Origin of the sequence: Bacillus sp. LM 4-2, assembly GCF_000978495.1 — a bacterium.
GTDB classification, from domain to species: Bacteria; Bacillota; Bacilli; order Bacillales; family Bacillaceae; genus Bacillus; species Bacillus subtilis.
The window spans coordinates 805131-823455 of the sequence record NZ_CP011101.1 but is presented as its reverse complement, the minus strand read 5'-3'; the positions used below and the strand labels follow the sequence as shown (position 1 = coordinate 823455).

Below are 18325 nucleotides of genomic sequence, written 5' to 3'. Positions count from 1 at the left end.
CTATCGTTTCGCTCGAACTGGATCGGAAAAAAGGAGTGTAACAATGAAAACATTTATAAAAGAAAGAGGACTGGCCTTCTTCTTAATTGCGGTCGTCCTGTTATGGATCAAAACGTATGTCGGTTATGTCCTGAACTTCAACTTAGGAATAGACAACACGATACAAAAAATATTGCTTTTTGTGAATCCTCTTAGCTCAAGCTTGTTCTTTCTTGGCTTTGGACTCTTGTTCAAGAAAAAATTACAGCAGACAGCCATTATAGTGATTCATTTTTTAATGTCTTTTTTACTGTACGCCAACATTGTGTACTACAGATTTTTCAATGATTTTATTACAATTCCGGTCATTATGCAGGCTAAAACAAACGGCGGCCAACTCGGTGACAGCGCATTTTCGCTGATGAGACCGACTGACGCCTTTTACTTTATCGATACGATCATCCTGATCATCTTGGCGATCAAAGTAAACAAGCCTGCCGAAACGTCAAGCAAAAAATCGTTCCGAATTATTTTTGCGTCTTCAATTCTTGTGTTCTTGATCAACCTGGCAGTTGCGGAATCAGACCGTCCTGAATTGCTGACAAGATCATTCGACCGGAACTATCTTGTGAAATACTTGGGAACATACAATTTCACGATTTATGACGCTGTACAGAATATCAAGTCCAACAGCCAGCGCGCGCTTGCCGATTCCAGCGACGTAACGGAAGTAGAAAACTACATGAAAGCCAATTACGATGTGCCGAATAACGTGTATTTCGGCAAAGCGGAAGGAAAAAACGTCATTTACGTTTCACTTGAATCTTTGCAGTCATTTATCATCGACTATAAAATTGACGGCAAAGAAGTGACACCATTCTTAAATAAACTGGCACATGATAACGAAACGTTCTACTTTGATAACTTTTTCCACCAAACGGGACAAGGTAAAACATCTGATGCTGAATTTATGATGGAAAACTCTCTGTACCCGCTGGCTCAAGGTTCAGTTTTCGTAAACAAAGCGCAAAACACGCTGCAATCCGTTCCGGCGATTCTGAAGTCTAAGAATTACACATCTGCTACTTTCCACGGGAACACGCAGACGTTCTGGAACCGTAACGAAATGTACAAGGCGGAAGGCATTGATAAATTCTTTGATTCTGCTTACTATGACATGAACGAAGAAAACACGAAAAACTACGGCATGAAAGACAAACCGTTCTTCAAAGAATCAATGCCGCTGCTGGAAAGCCTGCCGCAGCCGTTCTATACGAAGTTCATTACCCTTTCCAACCACTTCCCATTCGGAATGGATGAGGGAGATACAGACTTCCCGGCTGGAGACTTTGGTGACTCTGTCGTCGATAACTACTTCCAGTCAGCCCATTACCTTGACCAGTCCATTGAACAATTCTTCAATGATCTGAAAAAAGACGGGTTATATGATAAATCGATTATTGTGATGTACGGAGACCACTACGGCATCTCTGAAAACCACAATAAAGCGATGGCGAAAGTGCTTGGCAAGGATGAAATCACTGATTACGACAACGCCCAGCTTCAACGGGTGCCGCTCTTTATCCACGCTGCCGGCGTGAAGGGCGAGAAAGTTCATAAATATGCCGGAGACGTTGATGTGGCTCCTACCATTCTGCATCTGCTCGGAGTGGATACGAAGGACTATCTGATGTCCGGTTCTGATATTTTATCGAAAGAACACCGTGAAGTGATTCCGTTCCGAAACGGAGACTTTATTTCACCGAAGTACACGAAAATATCCGGTAAGTATTACGACACGAAAACCGGAAAAGAACTCGATGAATCCGAAGTCGACAAGTCAGAAGACTCACTCGTCAAGAAGGAACTTGAAATGTCCGATAAAATCATAAACGGAGACCTGCTGCGGTTCTACGAGCCAAAAGGTTTTAAGAAGGTGAATCCTTCTGATTATGATTACACAAAACATGACGAAGATTCTTCCGAAACGTCAAAGGATAACGAAGATAAATAAGAAAAAGCGGAGAGGTTGCCCTCTCCGCTTTTTTTATTTGACAGCAGCTCTCAATTCTTCCGCCGCAAATTCCACATTCGGGCCAATAATGACTTGAACCGATTGCCCGCCCGATTTGACAACCCCTTTTGCGCCTGCTTTCTTTAGCAGCGCTTCATCCACCAAAGCGGTATCCTTCACAGTCAGTCGCAGCCTTGTGGCGCAATGATCAATGGTTTGAAGGTTTTCTTTTCCGCCGAGCCCTTTCAGCATGATGTTTTCATTTACATCCTGAACAGTATTTTCATCCAGCACTTCATCTACATCATCGTCTTCCCGTCCAGGCGTTTTTAAATTCAAAGCCTTAATCAGTACATAAAACACGATAAAGTATACTGCCGCATAGCATATACCTACCAAAAGCAGAAGCAGCGGTTTTTCTGCGATTCCATAGCTGAGCACATAATCGATAGCTCCGGCTGAAAAAGAGAAGCCTGAGCGGATGCCGAGCCAGTTGACGATAAATAAAGATAACCCGGTTAAGACCGCGTGAACAGCGTATAAAAGCGGAGATAAAAACATAAATGCAAACTCAATCGGCTCCGTAATCCCTGTGATAAACGCCGTTAAAGCAAATCCAATCATCATTCCAGCCGTCGCTTTCCGTTTAGACGGCTTCGCAGTCACAACCATAGCCAGACACGCCGCCGGAAGACCGAACATCATGATTGGGAAAAATCCGGTCATATATGTGCCCGCTGTCGGATCTTTCGCGAAAAAGCGCGCCAAATCCCCTGTCACTCCGTTATATTCTCCGAATTGGAACCAGAAAATATTGTTCAGCACATGGTGAAGGCCAAGCGGAATTAACAGCCTGTTGAATAGGCCGAATATGCCTGCCCCGATGCCACCGAGCCCGAGCATCCACTCTCCAAACGAGTTGATACACGATTGAATCGGCGGCCAGACCACTCCGAATATGCCCGCTAAAATGATCGTAATAATGGCTGTTAAAATCGGCACAAGCCGTCTGCCACTGAAGAACCCGAGATATTCAGGCAGCTTGGTATCCTTGAAGCGGTTATAGGTGTAACCGGCAATTAAACCGGCAATAATTCCCCCAAACACCGCCATGTTATTTGTTTTATCAATTGTCTTTGTTGCCGCGTCAAGCATCAGATACGATATCGCCCCTGATAAACCCGCTGCCCCATTGCTGTCTTTTGAAATGCCGATGGCAATTCCGATCGCAAAAATAAGCGGCAGATGATCAAAAACCGCCGTCCCCGCCTGATAGACAAACGGGATATTAAATACATCCTCTCTGCCAAGCGCAAGGATAATTCCAACCGCAGGCAGAACTGCAATCGGGAGCATAAATGACTTCCCGAGTTTTTGTAAAAATGAAAGCATACCCATCCCCCTCATACCCTTTTTTTTCAAATATACCACATAAGATATCTAGTGATCTATACCAATTTTCCCGGGGGTATTTCTTTTTTCCCAGGTCCGTGTGTTTCCTATTTTTAAGACAGTTGTGGTAAGCTTAATCTAGATTATTTAAAAAGAAAGCGGGAATGACAGATGATTGTAACAAACGATCAAGAATTAGAAGGCCTGAAAAAAATCGGAAGAATCGTCGCGCTTGCGCGTGAAGAAATGAAGCGGAAGGCAGAGCCCGGCATGAGCACAAAAGACCTTGACCTTATCGGAAAAGCTGTGCTTGATGAGCATGGCGCCGTTTCAGCTCCTGAGAAGGAATACGATTTTCCAGGCGTGACATGCATCAGCGTAAATGATGAAGTGGCTCACGGCATACCAAGCACATCCAAAATTTTAAAAGCAGGGGACCTTGTCAACATCGACATCTCCGCTGAATTTGGCGGCTTCTATTCCGACACAGGCATCTCATTTGTGCTCGGTGAAGGAGAAGAACGCCTTCATAAGCTTTGCCAATGCGCGGAAAACGCTTTTCAAAAGGGGCTTCAGCAGGCAAAAGCGGGCAAGCGCCAAAACCAGATCGGAAGAGCCGTTTATCATGAAGCACGCTCTCAAGGCTTTACCGTCATCAAAACCCTGACCGGCCACGGAATCGGCCGAAGCCTGCATGAATCGCCGAATCACATCATGAACTATTATGATCCGTTTGATAACGCACTGTTCAAAAATGGCACAGTCATCGCGCTTGAACCGTTTATTTCAACGAAAGCAGAAACGATTGTTGAAGCTGGAGACGGCTGGACGTTCAAGACGCCGGATAAAAGCATGGTTGCCCAAGTTGAACACACGATCGTCATCACAAAAGATGAACCGATTATCCTGACGAAACTGTAAAACACATTCCGGGCTTCCGGCAGGTTTAACCTCCTCCATTAGCAGGTAAAACATCATTATTCTGCACGAGGAGGTCTTGCAATGAACAGAGATCAAGAAAAAATCCAAATTGAAAACGAAATGAACGCGATGCATGGCACAATAAAAGAAGACATTTTAAAAGACTTTGATGAATTTAAAGGCTACCTGAAAAAACAAGTCAACCGAGGCAAAAAGCTGGGATTGGATGACGGCAAGCTTGTGAAAAGCGCTGCGATCCTGGGAGACTATCTCGCAAAGCATGAAGAGCCGCAAAACGGTGAAGAAATGCTGCTGCAAGAGCTTTGGAGCGTTGCAGACGAAGATGAGAAAGAACATTTGGCACAGCTTCTGGTCAAATTGGTTGATAAACAATAAAACATGAGCCGGGCGATATGCGCCCGGCTTTCTTGATATTATCACAGCCCGGCTCTTTCAGATATGCTACACTACTATTATGTCTGTGAAAGGAGCCTTTATCTGCATGTGGTTTATTATTTTCGGCATCATTTTTTTCATTGAAGGCATCATTATAACCGTTTACGGCGTTAAGAAAAAAAACGGGATGCTCACATATATCGGCATTGTTTTCGCCATTATGACATTTGGCGTTGTCATGATCAAACTAACCGGCCATTAAATCATATTCGGCTTTTGCTCCGCATATACATACAGAAGAACATTCGCACATCTAGTTCGAAAGGCTCAGTTTTCCCCGCATCTCTTTTCAGCATCTTTTTATAGATGTTACAATGCCAATCGTTTCGAAATCAGATAGGGAAAGGAGTTTTCTGACATGCATTACGGCAGTAAAGGCTGGTATGTGGCAGAACTAAAAAAGCAGGGGATCACGCACCATGAGGGAAGAAAGCTTCAAAGCTATAAAACCTATTTTCTTGCCAACCTGCTTGAAACAAAGAAAAAACAATCTTAAATATGGCAAAGCCGCGCACGTTGATATGCGCGGCTTTTTTCTATTCAACCGGCAGCAGCCTGTCCTTTTTTTTCATAAAGGACGCTCTCCAGCTTTCCGATAGTGCAGCCTCACTTAAAATCCGTTCAATGGCGGTGAGATTTTTTGCATCATGGTAGTTGATGCGGTTGGCGAACTGGACGGATATGCCCTTCTCTCCTCTGGACAGCAATTCAAGGTTCGCGCCGGGAGACACCCTGCCCTCCTCCAGCACGCGAAAATAAAACCCTGTATAGCCGGTTTGCTGGACCTTCAGCACCATTTCTTTTACACCAAACTTTTTCGCCAGCTTTACACACGGCTGGCGCGGCTGGCTGACCTGAACAACAGCTTCATCAAGCCTGAACACATCCCCGATGCAAACATTCTCCTCAGTCAGGCCCGCGACCGTCAGATTTTCTCCAAATGCGGCATTTGACAGCGGTCTTGAGAGGAACTCTTCCCAAAACGGATAATGCTCCGCCGGGTAGACACAGACAGCCTTATCAGGTCCGCCGTGGTTGACGAGGTCCGCCTGTCCGTCTCCTTCAAAATTCTCCCGATACAGCATGACGGCTGATTCAGCCGGACGCTTCATGATGCCGGTATCGATTTTCTTTCCGTCATATTCAAGCGTCTGCGGTTTTCCCAGATTAAGAGAAAGAACTGAATAGCGCTCTGGTTTCATACAAACACATCCCCTTTACAGGTTGTAAAATGATTGATTATCATAAAAAGAAAAGGTGGTTTTTACATGCTTCAATACCGAATCATTGTAGACGGCCGGGTTCAAGGTGTGGGCTTTCGCTATTTTGTTCAAATGGAAGCTGATAAGCGAAAACTGGCCGGCTGGGTCAAAAACCGTGATGACGGGCGTGTCGAGATTTTGGCAGAGGGTCCGGAAAACGCCCTGCAATCGTTTGTTGAGGCTGTAAAGAACGGAAGCCCTTTCTCAAAGGTTACCGACATCTCTGTGACTGAATCCCGCAGCCTTGAAGGCCATCATCGATTTTCTAGTGTTTACTCATAAGGCTTATCTTGATAAAAATAGTTCGGCTTAACGATTGAGTTATCATAGGATCGGTGGAAGATATGAGTGGCAGCGGGTGAAATTGGCGGAATCAGCCACGTCCAGTCCCCCGTCAGCTTTCTGCCCGCTTCTTCCTCCTGTTCTTCAAACCGTTTAAACTGGCTTGCCGCTGTATGATGGTCAACGATGCTGACACCCTGCTTTTTATACGAGTGCAGCACAGCTTTATTCAATTCAACTAGCGCTTGATCCTTCCATAAATCCGTATTGTAATCAGCGGCGATGCCGATCACGGACGCTACTTTTTTCAGCTTGTCGTACCGCTTTTCATCTGCGAGGTTTCTCGCTCCGATCTCCGTGCCCATATACCAGCCGTTAAATGGCGCGGCATTATAATGAATGCCCCCGACCTCAAGCTTCATATCAGAGATGATAGGCACGCCGTACCACTTCAGCTCCAAATCAGAAAACGCCTCGATGTCCGGATGTGTGATTGGAACCTCGATCACAAGTGAACGCGGCAGCTCATACCAGACAGGCTGTTCGTCGCCTTTCATGCGAAAAATGAGCGGCAGCAGGTCAAAATCCGTTCGTTCTCCGCGCCAGCCGAGCTCTTCGCAGGCTGCTGTCAGGGAACAGGAAGCCGGGTCGCCGATTCTTTCTCCGTCTGACTCATATCCAGCGTACCGGATCAGCTGATGATTCCAGATCTCGACTTGCTTTTCACCCTTCTCTTCCGGAGGGAAAATCGTAATGGTCGGTCTGATTTTCCCGTTATTGGTGGCGGTTTCAATATGGTGAAAGAGGGCGTCACGCACTTCCTCCTTCGTCCGGACGTCTCGTCTGTCAATAACATTCAGCGAATTCCAGAACAATCTGCCGATGCAGCGGTTGCTGTTTCTCCAAGCCATTTTCGCTCCGTGCTCCAGCTCTTCCTTCGTATGTACATAGCTTCCGGTCAGGTCAATTTCACTTTTAATGTCCTCGAGACGGTCTTTCACTTCCTCCTCCTTTCCCAATTCCTGATAGCATGCGGCAATAAACGCTTTCGCTTCGTTCCAGAGTATTTCTTTTTCTTCCAACAAACTCTCCCCTTCACATCACTTCATGCTTTTCATTGTATCGTTTTTAAGCGGCAAGACAAATGATTTTTCTGCAACTTCCTGGAAAACAATAAAAAACACCCGCGTGGTGCGGGTGTCAAATAGACGATAACCGATTTGCCAATTCAGTTAAGTCACTTCGAAAGTTTTTGCCGGTCATCGGTATGCCGTGCCCTGTCAATAACGCTTCCGGTTCAAGACCGGCCAGCTTTAGAATGGACTCCGCGGCCGTCTCTGTGTCAGGCGTGAAATAAGCCGGCGGCCCGTGAAGCTCCTGTTTTTGTATCAAGACGTCAGCCATTTTCTCCTGTTCCACTGTAATAACAGCATCACCTGCTACAAGCACGCGGCCGTCATCGCGGAATAACGAAATATGGCCCGGCGTGTGTCCTGGTGTCGCGATCCACATCCACTCGTCAAGAAAAGGGACTGAACCGTCTTCCGGCAGTGCCTGGACATGTGAGGAAATATCGATGGAGTGCCGCGGAAACAGCGGCGACAGCTTAGCGACCAGCCCGCTCTTGCTGTCAGGACGAGCCGGAGGATAATCCTCTTTACCTGTTACATAAGGCATTTCCCGAGAATGGACATAAACAGGCACATCCCAATGCTCAAGGATCTCTTCGATTGCCCCAATATGGTCAAAGTGCCCGTGTGTGAGGATAATCGCCTTCAGCTGAAACCCTTCACCGAATCTTTGTTTGGCTTCATTGACAATCATGCCGGCTGCTTGAGGCATGCCGGCATCAATTAAAACAAATGAGTGAGGTTCAGAAGGCAGCTGAATAAAATAGACATTCGCAATTTGCACAGTCAGGCCGTGCACCCCTTTTGCCGCTTCGAACCCCGTTCCGCTTCTGACTGAAGTCAGCGGCATATAAGGATCACTCATAATGACACCTCCGGAATGTTATATGCCGTTAGTGTGTGTCATTACGCCTGAATTATCATACGGAAATAGAGATCGCACCGATCAATAGAGCGATAGCCGTCATGACGATCACTGCGAGAACCGCCCATTTCAATGCGAATTTTTGATGGTCATCAATAGAAACTCCGACGAGCCCGACAAGCAAATGAGTGGATGGCACAAGCGGACTCAGCATATGAATCGGCTGGCCGATAATAGAGGCTCTGGCAATTTCCACTTTATCCACACCGTATGCGACAGCTGTTTCTGATAAAATCGGCAGCACCCCGTAGAAATACGCGTCATTCGGCATCAAGAATGTGAAAATGCCGCTTGTTAAGGCAACAATCGCTGGGATCAATCCGCCCATTTGTTCCGGTATCATGGACACGAGCGAGATCGCCATTTCATCAACCATTTTCGTGCCTGTCAAAATCCCCGTGAACACCCCCGCGGCAAAAATCATTGAACCGATAGCCAGCACGTTGCTGGAATGCGCCGCGATGCGCTGTCTCTGATGCTCGAGATTGGGATAATTCACAATCAGCGCAATACAAAACGCAATGACAAACAGTACGGTTAAACTGACTTTACCCGATACTAAACATCCTATTAAAGAAAGCGTTAACAATAAATTGAACCACCAAAGCTTCGGCCGCTTCCACTCATCTTCAACCGCAGCAGCCGGTTCATTGGCATTGGCTGGCTGTTTCAGTTCAATCACACCAAGGCGCTTTCGTTCCGCTTTTCCAAGCACATACGCAACTGCCACCATACAAAGCATCCCGCTTGCAATGACAGGAATCATCGGCCCTGTAAGCTCAGCTGGATCAACCCCCAGCGCACTCGCCGCCCTCGGCGTCGCACCGCCCCATGGAATCGTGTTCATGATTCCCATGCCGACTCCCGCGATTCCTGCCAAGATAATTGGCCGGATGCCTAGCAGCAAATAGAGCGGAAGCATGGCGCTTGTCGTAATCATGTACGTTGTCGAGCCATCTCCGTCCAAGGCGACGAGCATTGTAAGGACCGCTGTCCCGACAACAATTTTTAAAGGGTCTCCTTTGACCATGCTTAAAATTTTGCCAACCATTGGATCAAACAGGCCTGTATCAATCATAATTCCAAAATATAAGATCGCAAACATAATCATGACCGCAGTCGGCGCGACTTGCTGAATCCCCGAAATCATCATGTCCCCAACTTCAGTAAATCCAAATCCGGCGATAAGCGCAAACACAATCGGCGTCAAAACTAATGCTGTTAAAACAGAAAGCCGTTTTGTCATGATCAATGCCATAAACACAAGCATCATGAGAAAGCCTAAGATTGCTAACACATCCATTCCCCCTTAAATGAATCCGCTTACATTTTTTCTCCCTTACTCCCCTTTTTGTCTTGCCTTTTTGCCATCGTATGGGAAAACCAACCGCAAGTAAATAATTTGGTTTTTTTGTATTTTTAATTTTTTAAAACCGTTTTGTTCTTTTTGATCAATTTTCGGCATGAAAAAAATCCCGGGATGCCGGGATCTTAATTTCCTGTCATGATGCTTTGATAAAAAGCGGATTGCTCTTCTAAAAACCGTTTCGTTTCCCTGCTGTTTAAATAAAAGCTTTCCCAGTCCTGTTCGTTTATTTTCCGCTTCCATTCAGGTGAAGAGGTGACCTTCTTTAGCGCTTGATCCCAGTAAGAAATCTCTTCCTCAGACATATTTTTCGGGCCCAAAATCCCTCTCCAATGAGAAAAAACAAACGGGATTCCCTGCTCCTTCCACGTCGGTACATTTGGAAAACCGGGAAGTCTTTTATCAGATGTTACAGCGGCTAACGTGATATCGCCGTTTCGTTCATATGGTTTCGCTTCAGAAAGGGTCATGGAAGCCGCTTCTATCTCATGTCTGATCAGCGCCTGAATGAGCTGTTCGCTGCTGTCATACTGTGAGAATTGAATGTCAAACGGGTCAATGCCGTACATATCTGCCGCTCTGACGAACGAGAGCTGATCATCATTGCCAAACCCCGGGGCAAAGCCGATTCTCACCTTGCCGGGATGCATGTTGATCTCATTCAGCACATCCTTGCCATTTGTTAACGCTGATCCTTTTGGCAATGCAACCGTCTGCCATTCCTTGGAGAGAATGGCGAGCGGCGTAAAATCGGCCATTTTTAATTTGCTTTGCCCGAGAAGATCATTGCTCAATATTAAGCTGGACGTCATGCTGATGGTTTGTTTGCTGCTTTTGTTGACATATTTCCAGCCTTTCTCTCCCCCGCCGCCGGATTTATAGACGATATGAACATCATCCTTCACGATCTGCTTCTGCCTCAAAACTGATTGGATCGCCTGCGCTGTGACATCCCAGCCGCCAGAAGGTTCGGCAGGGACGACAATTTCTATCGGCCCGTCCGGCAGGCGCGGCGCAGCCGCCTGCCTGATATCACCCTGAGTAAAGATCAATAGAATAATCAATAGGATTATAGATTTTTTCATATCTAATCCGCCGCCAAATAATATTTTCTCTCCGGCCTGCCGATAATTCCGTATTCAAGCTCGGCTCTTGCTTCTTCCTTTGACACAAGGTACTCGGCATAACGGCGGGCAGTTGTTCGTGACGCCCCCATTTTTTCCCCAAGTTCCTCCGCTGTCAATCCTTCTGACGCAGTCTGAAGCGCTTCCTTAATTTTTCGCAGTGTAATCGAATTAATGCCAGTCGGCAAATTCTCTGCCGGCAAAGCTGTCTTCACACTGTTCCCAAAAATATGGTCGATCATGGATTGGCTGACCTCCGGCTGAGACATGAGCAGCTTCCTTTTTTCTTTATACTGAAGCAGCACCTGCCTGAACTTGTCAGCTGTTACGGGTTTGATCAAATAGTGGGCAATTCCCGCCCTTAGCGCTTCCTGCAAATGACGGGTTTCTGTTGCCGCTGTGATAATCATAATGTCCACTTCAGGAAATCGGCTTCGTATATCAGGAATCAACGCGGTCCCAAGCTCGTCCGGCATATAAATATCCAGCAGAAGCAAATCAGCCTTGTGTTCCTTCAAAAGCGCCAATGTCTCTTTTGCGTTAGCCGCCTTGCCGATAATCTTGAATCCATCAAGCTGTTTAATCAATCTCTCATGGATTTGCGCAACTCGAAAATCATCCTCCGCAATCGCGATGTGAATCAAATGGATTCCCCCTTTGTTTCTCCTTCGGTATAAACACAGTGAATACCGCCCCGCCAGTTTTTTGATTCGCCAGTTCGATCCAGCCGCCCAGTTCACGCACTGAGTCTTTCACATTGGCCAGACCGTAGCCTCTCCTCATCCCCTTTGAAGAATAGCCTCTCTCAAACACAGCTTCTATTTTCTCTGGCGGCACACCGGGCCCTGTGTCTGATACTTCAATGACAATGTCATGGCCCATATCCGTGATAAAAAACAAAACTTCCTTCACGCTTTGCTCCGCTACAGCTTCGAAAGCGTTATCAATTAAATTGCCAATAATCGTAATAAGATGGGACAAGCCGATATGCGCAGGAAGAGGCGCGAGTGAGCTGTTCTCATCAATCACCAGCTTGACCTTCTTTTCCGATGCCTTGCTTATTTTCCCTAACAAAATGGCCTGCACCTGCTGCGAATGGATGTTATGGAATAAAAGATCATGCTGTTCATTTTGTATCGCATATTCCTCTTTTATCAGATCAATGGCTTCATCATACTCCCCAAGTTCAAGCAGCCCTAAAATCGCATAAAGCTTATTTGAAAATTCATGAGTCTGCGCCCTGAGATCCTCAGAATATTTGCGAACCTCTGTCAATGTGTCGATCAGCTTCTTCAGCTCTGTTTTCTCCCTGAAGCTGACGACAATCCCATATGCCTGCCCGCCTTGATTCATCACTTTCGTATTGATAATAAACACTTGATCGTTGACGCTTACTTCCTGGTTCGGCAGCATTTCTCCTTTTTCAAGCACAGACATCAGCCCTGCTCCCGGCATGACGTCATCTATAGGAAGATGGGTCACAGGCTCGGGCAGCTTCAGCATCTCGGCCGCCGATACGTTCATCATGGTGACGACGCCTTCACGATTGGTGGCAATAATCCCTTCTCGAATCGCGAAAAGCATTGCGTTCCTCTCACGATATAGAGCCGCGATCTCATGCGGTTCAAGCCCAAGCGTATCCTTTCTGATGCTTTTCGCCAGCACGGCGGCGCCAATAAATCCGAGCAGCAGTACAAGCACAGCAATCACACTCAAATTTCTCAAATGCTTTTTGATGCTTTGCTCTGTCTCCGTTTGCAGAAAATCAACAGATACGCTGCCGATCACTTGGCTGTATCCCTTCTGTTCTTTTATAATCGGCGCGCTCCCTCTGATCACTCTTCGTCCATCCGCTTTTGTTTCAGAAACATACGAACCGCCAAACAAAATTTCTCTGCTGCGCTCCAGTTTCTTTAATCCGCTTTTTCCAGAGGCGCTGCGAATGTCTCCTTTTTCGTCCAAAACATAAATGGCAAACGCGCCAGTCTGTTCTTTCATTTGTTCAATGACCTCTTGCGTCTGAGCCGCATGTCCGTCTTTTCTCTCAATGAGCTCTTTAACCGGCGGCATATAGGAAATGGTTCTCGCCGTTTGAACCGCCAGCTGCTCTGCCTGTCTCCGTTCTCCCTGTGTATGCTGAACGGCTAACGTAATGGTCAGCACACCAATGACAAAGACCAGCAGAGCCGCAATCAGCCCCATTATTTTTGTTTGCAGGGAAAAATGGAACCGCTTTTTCACCACAGCACCAGCCGTCCTTTCTACCTAGATCATACCATTTTTCACAGGAAATTTTCTCATTTTTCAAAATCCGTTTTCTTGCGAAGGAGTGAAAATAAAAAAAAGGCAGACCGCGTCTGCCTTTTTCTTTCTACCATATTCCTAGTACTTTCCACCATAATCCGCCGATCACAAGCCATACGATGATATGAACAATCGACAGGATAAATCCGATGGACCACCATTTGCCTTGCGGGATGTAGCCTGCTCCGAAGAAGACCGGAGCCGCTCCAGAACCGTAGTGAGTCGTTGACCCGAACAGGTTACTGATGAACGCGAGGCTCAGCGCTGCTAAAAGCGGCGGTGCGCCCGCTGCCACGACGACAGCCAAAAATGCTGAATACATCGCACTGATGTGGGCTGTCGCACTTGCAAAGAAATAGTGAGAGTAATAATACACAACAATTAAAATGATGAATGCCACAATCCAAGAGAACCCTGATACGGATGATTTCATGGCATTACTGAACCAAGACACCATGCCTAATTCATTCAAGAAGTTGGCGAGCATGACAAGCGCCGCAAACCAAGTGAGCGTATCCCAAGCGCCCTGTTCTTTCTTGATATCATCCCAAGTCAGAACTTGTGATAATAAGAGAACGGCCAAACCGATCAATGCGGTTGTGGTTGCGTCGATGTTGAAGCTGCCGCCAAAAATCCACAGCACAAGCACCAAAAGAAACACGATAACCATGGAAAGCTCCGATTTTTTGAACGGTCCCATTTCTTTCAGTTTTTCTGTTGCGATTTTCGCCGCATCCGGTGTTTCTTTGATTTCCGGCGGATACAGCTTGTAAATCACAAGCGGCGTGATGATTAAGCTTACAAGTCCCGGCACAATCGCGGCAATTGCCCAGCTTGTCCATGTTAAGTCCACCCCTGCGACATCATGGGCCAGCTTGGCAATCAGCGGGTTCGCCGCCATCGCTGTCAGGAACATAGCAGATGTGATCAGATTCCCCTGAAAACCGGTTTTTAATAAGAATGCACCGATTTTTCTCTCTGTTCCATTTGCCGGGCTTGATCCGAATGTTTCGGATAATGATCTGATAATAGGAAATATAATGCCTCCTGCACGCGCCGTATTACTTGGAATAGCAGGTGAAAGTATTAAATCACTGAATAACAGTGAATAAGAAAGTCCAAGGGTTTTTTTCCCGAATTTCTGAACGAATACATACGAAATTCTCGCACCGAGCCCGGTTTTGATAAATCCCCGGGAAATAAAGAATGCGATAACGATAAGCCAAATGGTCTTATTCCCAAATCCGCTTAATGTATCCTCAATTGATAGTGTTCCAGTTAGTGCAGTAACCGCCAATGCAAAAATTGCAATTGCACCCATTGGCAAGGGCTTGGAGATAAAGCCGATAATTGTCGCGACAAAAATCGCAAACAAATGCCAAGCTTTAGGTTCAAGTCCGGACGGAGCGGGAATAAACCAGATGATTAGTCCCACAGCGACAGTAATAAGCAATGGAACAAGCTTTACTGCTGACTGTTTTCCTGCGTCTTTTTCTGAAGCCATAAATAGGTCTCCTCCTATATACTTGTTTTCCGATCCCCTTTTCCATTCTACTCCTTAACTAAGTTAATAAACATTTTAATTAATTAAAAAACACAAAGGTTAGCACCCTTTGTGTTTTTCACTTTCTTAATTTAATTTACCCGCACCCGCTTGATTTATAACATTTGATTTTACATTAGCAGAAGCATCAATCGCCCCATGCAGAGACGGCGTCCAGCCGACAGAAGAGCTCAGCCCGTTTGCAGCCGATGCGTTGATCTGTGTGCCGTTCAGCAACGTGCCGGAGTCATATAAAGCCGTTCCCCCGCTGAATACGCTGATCGTTTTAGCAGCTGAGAGTCCCGGTACGTCAATGACATTGTTTTGGGCATAGATTTTAGATGACTTTCCGATTCCCCATGCATAGCTGAAAGGATAACTTGAAGAGCTTGTGCTTCCTTCATAATAATTGTTGTATACGTGCACTTGCCCGAAGCGGACTCTCGGCGCGCGCTGGACAATATTTTTATAGCGGTTATGATGCAGCGTAATTTTTAATTTGCCGTCATCGGAGGTTTTGCTGTCACTTGATCCGAAAATGGAGCTTTTATCATGATCGTGATAATAGTTGTAGGACATCGTGATATAGTTAGCACCGTTGGAAGCATCCGTTTGGCCGTCATGGTGCTGATATTTTCTTCCATAATATTTCGGTGATGTGCTGTCCGGACGCGAACCGTCATTAAATGTACAGTGATCAATCCAGATGTGTGTGCCGCCGTTTATCGTGATGTTGTCGTATTGTGAGTTCCAGTTCCCTGAGCTTCCGTCAGTCGGATCCCATTGCGGAAAATAGTCATAGGCATCCTGGAATTCAATGTTGCGAATAATGACGTTATCACTCTTGATTTGGAAGTTTCCTCCCACGACTTTAGCGTTAGTCCCTGAACCGACGATCGTCGTGTTTGCAGGAATATCGACCATGACCCGTGCTTTTTGGTTTTTCTGCGAGCGTGCTCTCGCTTCTTCTTGTGTGCCCGACGGCTCTTTTTTGCCCCATGTGCTAGGATCATAGGCTTTCAAATATTTGTCCAAATCATACTCCGGATCTTTATAGTCATTTAGGCCAAGCGGCTTCAGATTGTCATCCACGTTCATGTCAATCGTTCCCTTGATATAAATGATTTTTGGCGTTGTGTTCGTTTCCTTCCCTAATGCCGAGACAAGCTGGTTTCTGTTGCTGACGGTATACACATTTGAGGACGATGCTTTTGATCCGCCTGTCGTGCCGGTCGAGTACGCGCCCCAGCCATCATTGGATCCCAACGTCTGGTGGCCTAAATCAGCTGCGTTCGCGCCAGCTGGAGTCAATCCTAAAAACAAAGCCGTAGCTAACATCACTTTTTTCATCCACTATGTACCCCCATTTTCTATTTTGTGAGATTTTATTCCAATTTATCACAAAAATATAATAGCAAATTGAGGGACATGCAGAACCGAAAATTTTCCGCTATCCTATTGCGGCATTCTGCAAAATGCCACCGCAAAGACCGCAAAAAAACCAAAAGGCCGTCATGGCCTTTTGGTTTTTTCCTTGCTTTATGCCCAAGCTTTCACTTTTTCGTTATCTGTCACAAAGAGAAGCACTTTTCCTTCATCTAAGCGTTTTTCAAATTGAGCGGCTTCATCTTCAGAAAAACCGATTTCGTGAATTTTATTGCGGAGCTCGTCTCCTTTTTTATTGAAGATATTTCCCACCGCGTGCTTGAAACCTGTTTCTTTGGCTCCGATCGTGTTGGCGTTCGTGTTGTCTGCCAGGCGTTCCGTTCTGTCATCGTCGTGAGCTAAGACGTATACATCCTCTTTCGCAACACCCATTTTCTGCAATTCCTCTACATCCTTCATGAGCTGTTCGTCATTTGTATACTCTTTTACAACTGGTTTCATGTCGATATTCCTCCTTCATGTTTTCTATATTTCTTTCATACCCGATCGTCTGTACCTGAAACAGATTCCAGAACATTAAAGAGAAAAACAGGAGGAATGGTAGTAGCTATTTGTTTTCCGTCCATGGTAAAGTGATAGGAACGGAACCTATTTTCAGAAAAATCAAAATTAAGGAGAAGCCGCTGCACGGAGCACACGACCATGAAACGCTGCCTTTATCCGTACGAGCAGGAGGTATGTCTAATGCAATACTTTTCACCAGAACAGCAATACAATGCTTGGATTGTGAGTGATTTAGTCAAACAGATTTTCCATAAGCGTGCCGGATGTTCACCAGGAATTCACGAGCTTGCGGTTTTTGCCGAGGAACATTTTCATATCGATATCGACTTTGTTTTCTCGATTATCATGAATATCGGCGACATTGAATTTGCACTAACAGATGAAATAGAAAAGAAATTGTCCGGTTATCTCAGCACTCTCCTTCCTTATGTCACTGCTGATATGTTCGAAACCTCTAAAGCCAACGCCCATGCGTTTTTGTCTCGAAGACACGGTAACGCTTCATACCACTTATTTGTGTCTGATGATGCTTTCATGAGAAAGCAGTAAAAAACGCAGCTTTCTTTACTAAAAAAATATTGACATGATAAGCCATGCTATTATAGTGTTACATGTGATAATGATTCTCATTACTAAATCTGAAAAAAGGAAGAATGACATGCGCACCTATTCTAACAAGTTGATTGCCATCATGAGTGTTTTATTGCTCGCCTGCCTCATTGTATCCGGCTGTTCATCAAGCCAGAATAACAACGGAAGCGGCAAAAGCGAGTCTAAGGATTCCAGAGTGATCCATGACGAAGAAGGAAAAACGACAGTAAGCGGCACACCTAAGCGGGTGGTTGTGCTTGAGCTTTCATTCTTGGATGCCGTTCACAATCTCGGCATTACGCCGGTGGGCATCGCCGATGACAACAAAAAAGATATGATTAAAAAGCTTGTCGGCAGCTCCATTGATTACACATCTGTAGGCACACGCAGCGAACCCAATCTTGAGGTCATCAGTTCCTTGAAGCCTGATTTAATCATCGCTGACGCTGAGCGCCATAAAAACATTTATAAACAGCTGAAAAAAATCGCCCCGACGATTGAATTAAAAAGCCGTGAAGCGACATATGACGAAACGATCGACAGCTTTACGACCATTGCTAAAGCATTAAATAAAGAAGATGAAGGAAAAGAAAAGCTTGCCGAGCACAAAAAAGTCATCAACGATCTAAAAGCCGAACTTCCGAAAGATGAAAACCGCAACATCGTTCTCGGCGTTGCAAGAGCGGATTCCTTCCAGCTTCATACATCATCATCCTATGACGGAGAAATCTTTAAAATGCTAGGCTTTACACACGCTGTGAAGTCAGATAACGCCTATCAAGAGGTCAGCCTTGAGCAATTGAGCAAAATCGATCCTGATATTTTGTTCATCTCAGCCAACGAAGGCAAAACCATTGTAGATGAGTGGAAAACGAACCCGCTCTGGAAAAATCTCAAAGCGGTGAAAAATGGACAAGTCTATGATGCGGACCGTGACACTTGGACAAGATTCAGAGGCATCAAGTCTAGTGAAACAAGCGCCAAAGATGTGCTTAAAAAAGTGTATAATAAATAGGACAAATGAGAAGCGAGGGGAATCCTTGCTTCTTCGTTTTTGCAACCAGACGCAGTAAGGAAGTGAGACTG

At 45.7% G+C, this 18325-nt stretch carries 20 protein-coding genes; 8 read left to right on the top strand and 12 right to left on the bottom strand.

The genetic code is table 11. The features are described 5' to 3' along the window. Positions 1-43: 43 nt before the first annotated feature. Positions 44-1993, top strand: a complete 1950-nt coding sequence (gene ltaS / locus bslm_RS04105; protein WP_003233694.1) for a lipoteichoic acid synthase — start codon at positions 44-46, stop codon at positions 1991-1993. Positions 1994-2026: 33 nt separating this feature from the next. Here ltaS and nagE read toward each other — a convergent pair whose 3' ends face one another. Next, the gene (nagE, locus tag bslm_RS04100) at positions 2027-3385 is read right to left on the bottom strand and encodes an N-acetylglucosamine-specific PTS transporter subunit IIBC (protein ID WP_003243372.1); all 1359 of its coding nucleotides are present in this window, start codon (positions 3383-3385) and stop codon (positions 2027-2029) included. 171 nt (positions 3386-3556) lie between these two features. On the opposite strand from nagE, the gene map reads away from it, so the two are divergent. The 4 genes from map to bslm_RS20450 all read left to right on the top strand — a co-directional run bounded on the left by map (position 3557) and on the right by bslm_RS20450 (position 5258). Beyond that, the gene (gene map / locus bslm_RS04095) at positions 3557-4306 is read left to right on the top strand and encodes a type I methionyl aminopeptidase (RefSeq protein ID WP_038428604.1); all 750 of its coding nucleotides are present in this window, start codon (positions 3557-3559) and stop codon (positions 4304-4306) included. Between the two features lie 81 nt (positions 4307-4387). After that, positions 4388-4702, top strand: a complete 315-nt coding sequence (locus bslm_RS04090; protein ID WP_003233700.1) for a DUF3243 domain-containing protein — start codon at positions 4388-4390, stop codon at positions 4700-4702. A gap of 106 nt (positions 4703-4808) precedes the next feature. Next, positions 4809-4964 carry a hypothetical protein gene (locus tag bslm_RS20455; protein ID WP_032722995.1) on the top strand — a complete coding sequence of 52 codons (156 nt, stop codon included), beginning with the start codon at positions 4809-4811 and terminating at the stop codon, positions 4962-4964. Between the two features lie 156 nt (positions 4965-5120). Further along, positions 5121-5258, top strand: coding sequence for a YflJ family protein (locus bslm_RS20450; RefSeq protein WP_003239885.1), 138 nt, complete (start codon positions 5121-5123; stop codon positions 5256-5258). A 40-nt stretch (positions 5259-5298) separates the two neighbouring features. Here bslm_RS20450 and bslm_RS04085 read toward each other — a convergent pair whose 3' ends face one another. Continuing rightward, entirely contained in the window at positions 5299-5964 is a 666-nt protein-coding gene (locus tag bslm_RS04085; protein ID WP_038428602.1) for an MOSC domain-containing protein, read from the bottom strand. A gap of 66 nt (positions 5965-6030) precedes the next feature. Here bslm_RS04085 and bslm_RS04080 point away from each other — a divergent pair, with 66 nt between their 5' ends. Continuing rightward, positions 6031-6306 (top strand): acylphosphatase, encoded by a 276-nt coding sequence (locus tag bslm_RS04080; RefSeq protein ID WP_038428601.1) that lies wholly within the window; start codon positions 6031-6033, stop codon positions 6304-6306. Here bslm_RS04080 and nosA read toward each other — a convergent pair. The 10 genes from nosA to bslm_RS04035 all read right to left on the bottom strand — a co-directional run bounded on the left by nosA (position 6297) and on the right by bslm_RS04035 (position 16585). Then, positions 6297-7388, bottom strand: a complete 1092-nt coding sequence (gene nosA / locus bslm_RS04075) for a nitric oxide synthase (protein ID WP_003233711.1) — start codon at positions 7386-7388, stop codon at positions 6297-6299. The genes bslm_RS04080 and nosA overlap by 10 nt on opposite strands. Positions 7389-7506: 118 nt before the next feature. Beyond that, positions 7507-8301: an MBL fold metallo-hydrolase gene (locus bslm_RS04070; RefSeq protein ID WP_038428600.1), complete on the bottom strand. Its 795-nt coding sequence runs from the start codon at positions 8299-8301 to the stop codon at positions 7507-7509. Between the two features lie 55 nt (positions 8302-8356). Next, positions 8357-9658 (bottom strand): Mg(2+)/citrate complex secondary transporter CitM, encoded by a 1302-nt coding sequence (citM, locus tag bslm_RS04065; RefSeq protein ID WP_003242978.1) that lies wholly within the window; start codon positions 9656-9658, stop codon positions 8357-8359. Between the two features lie 42 nt (positions 9659-9700). After that, on the bottom strand, positions 9701-9826 hold the full coding sequence (locus tag bslm_RS21760) for a hypothetical protein (RefSeq protein ID WP_003233716.1): 126 nt from the start codon (positions 9824-9826) through the stop codon (positions 9701-9703). 26 nt (positions 9827-9852) lie between these two features. After that, a complete protein-coding gene (locus bslm_RS04060; protein ID WP_038428598.1) occupies positions 9853-10812 on the bottom strand; it encodes a tripartite tricarboxylate transporter substrate binding protein in 960 nt (319 codons plus the stop codon). A 2-nt stretch (positions 10813-10814) separates the two neighbouring features. After that, on the bottom strand, positions 10815-11495 hold the full coding sequence (citT, locus tag bslm_RS04055; protein WP_038428596.1) for a two-component response regulator CitT: 681 nt from the start codon (positions 11493-11495) through the stop codon (positions 10815-10817). Continuing rightward, positions 11467-13095 carry a two-component sensor histidine kinase CitS gene (gene yflR, locus bslm_RS04050; RefSeq protein WP_038428595.1) on the bottom strand — a complete coding sequence of 543 codons (1629 nt, stop codon included), beginning with the start codon at positions 13093-13095 and terminating at the stop codon, positions 11467-11469. Before yflR ends, citT begins: the two co-directional genes overlap by 29 nt. 127 nt (positions 13096-13222) lie before the next feature. After that, positions 13223-14659: an anion permease gene (locus tag bslm_RS04045; RefSeq protein WP_003233725.1), complete on the bottom strand. Its 1437-nt coding sequence runs from the start codon at positions 14657-14659 to the stop codon at positions 13223-13225. Between the two features lie 126 nt (positions 14660-14785). Further along, the gene (locus bslm_RS04040; protein ID WP_038428594.1) at positions 14786-16048 is read right to left on the bottom strand and encodes a pectate lyase; all 1263 of its coding nucleotides are present in this window, start codon (positions 16046-16048) and stop codon (positions 14786-14788) included. Between the two features lie 189 nt (positions 16049-16237). Further along, positions 16238-16585: a YflT domain-containing protein gene (locus bslm_RS04035; RefSeq protein ID WP_003233729.1), complete on the bottom strand. Its 348-nt coding sequence runs from the start codon at positions 16583-16585 to the stop codon at positions 16238-16240. Between the two features lie 243 nt (positions 16586-16828). On the opposite strand from bslm_RS04035, the gene bslm_RS04030 reads away from it, so the two are divergent. Both bslm_RS04030 and yfmC read left to right on the top strand, forming a co-directional pair. Beyond that, a complete protein-coding gene (locus bslm_RS04030) occupies positions 16829-17197 on the top strand; it encodes a YfmB family protein (RefSeq protein WP_015252572.1) in 369 nt (122 codons plus the stop codon). Between the two features lie 109 nt (positions 17198-17306). Beyond that, entirely contained in the window at positions 17307-18254 is a 948-nt protein-coding gene (gene yfmC / locus bslm_RS04025; protein WP_003243996.1) for a Fe(3+)-citrate ABC transporter substrate-binding protein YfmC, read from the top strand. Positions 18255-18325 lie beyond the last annotated feature (71 nt).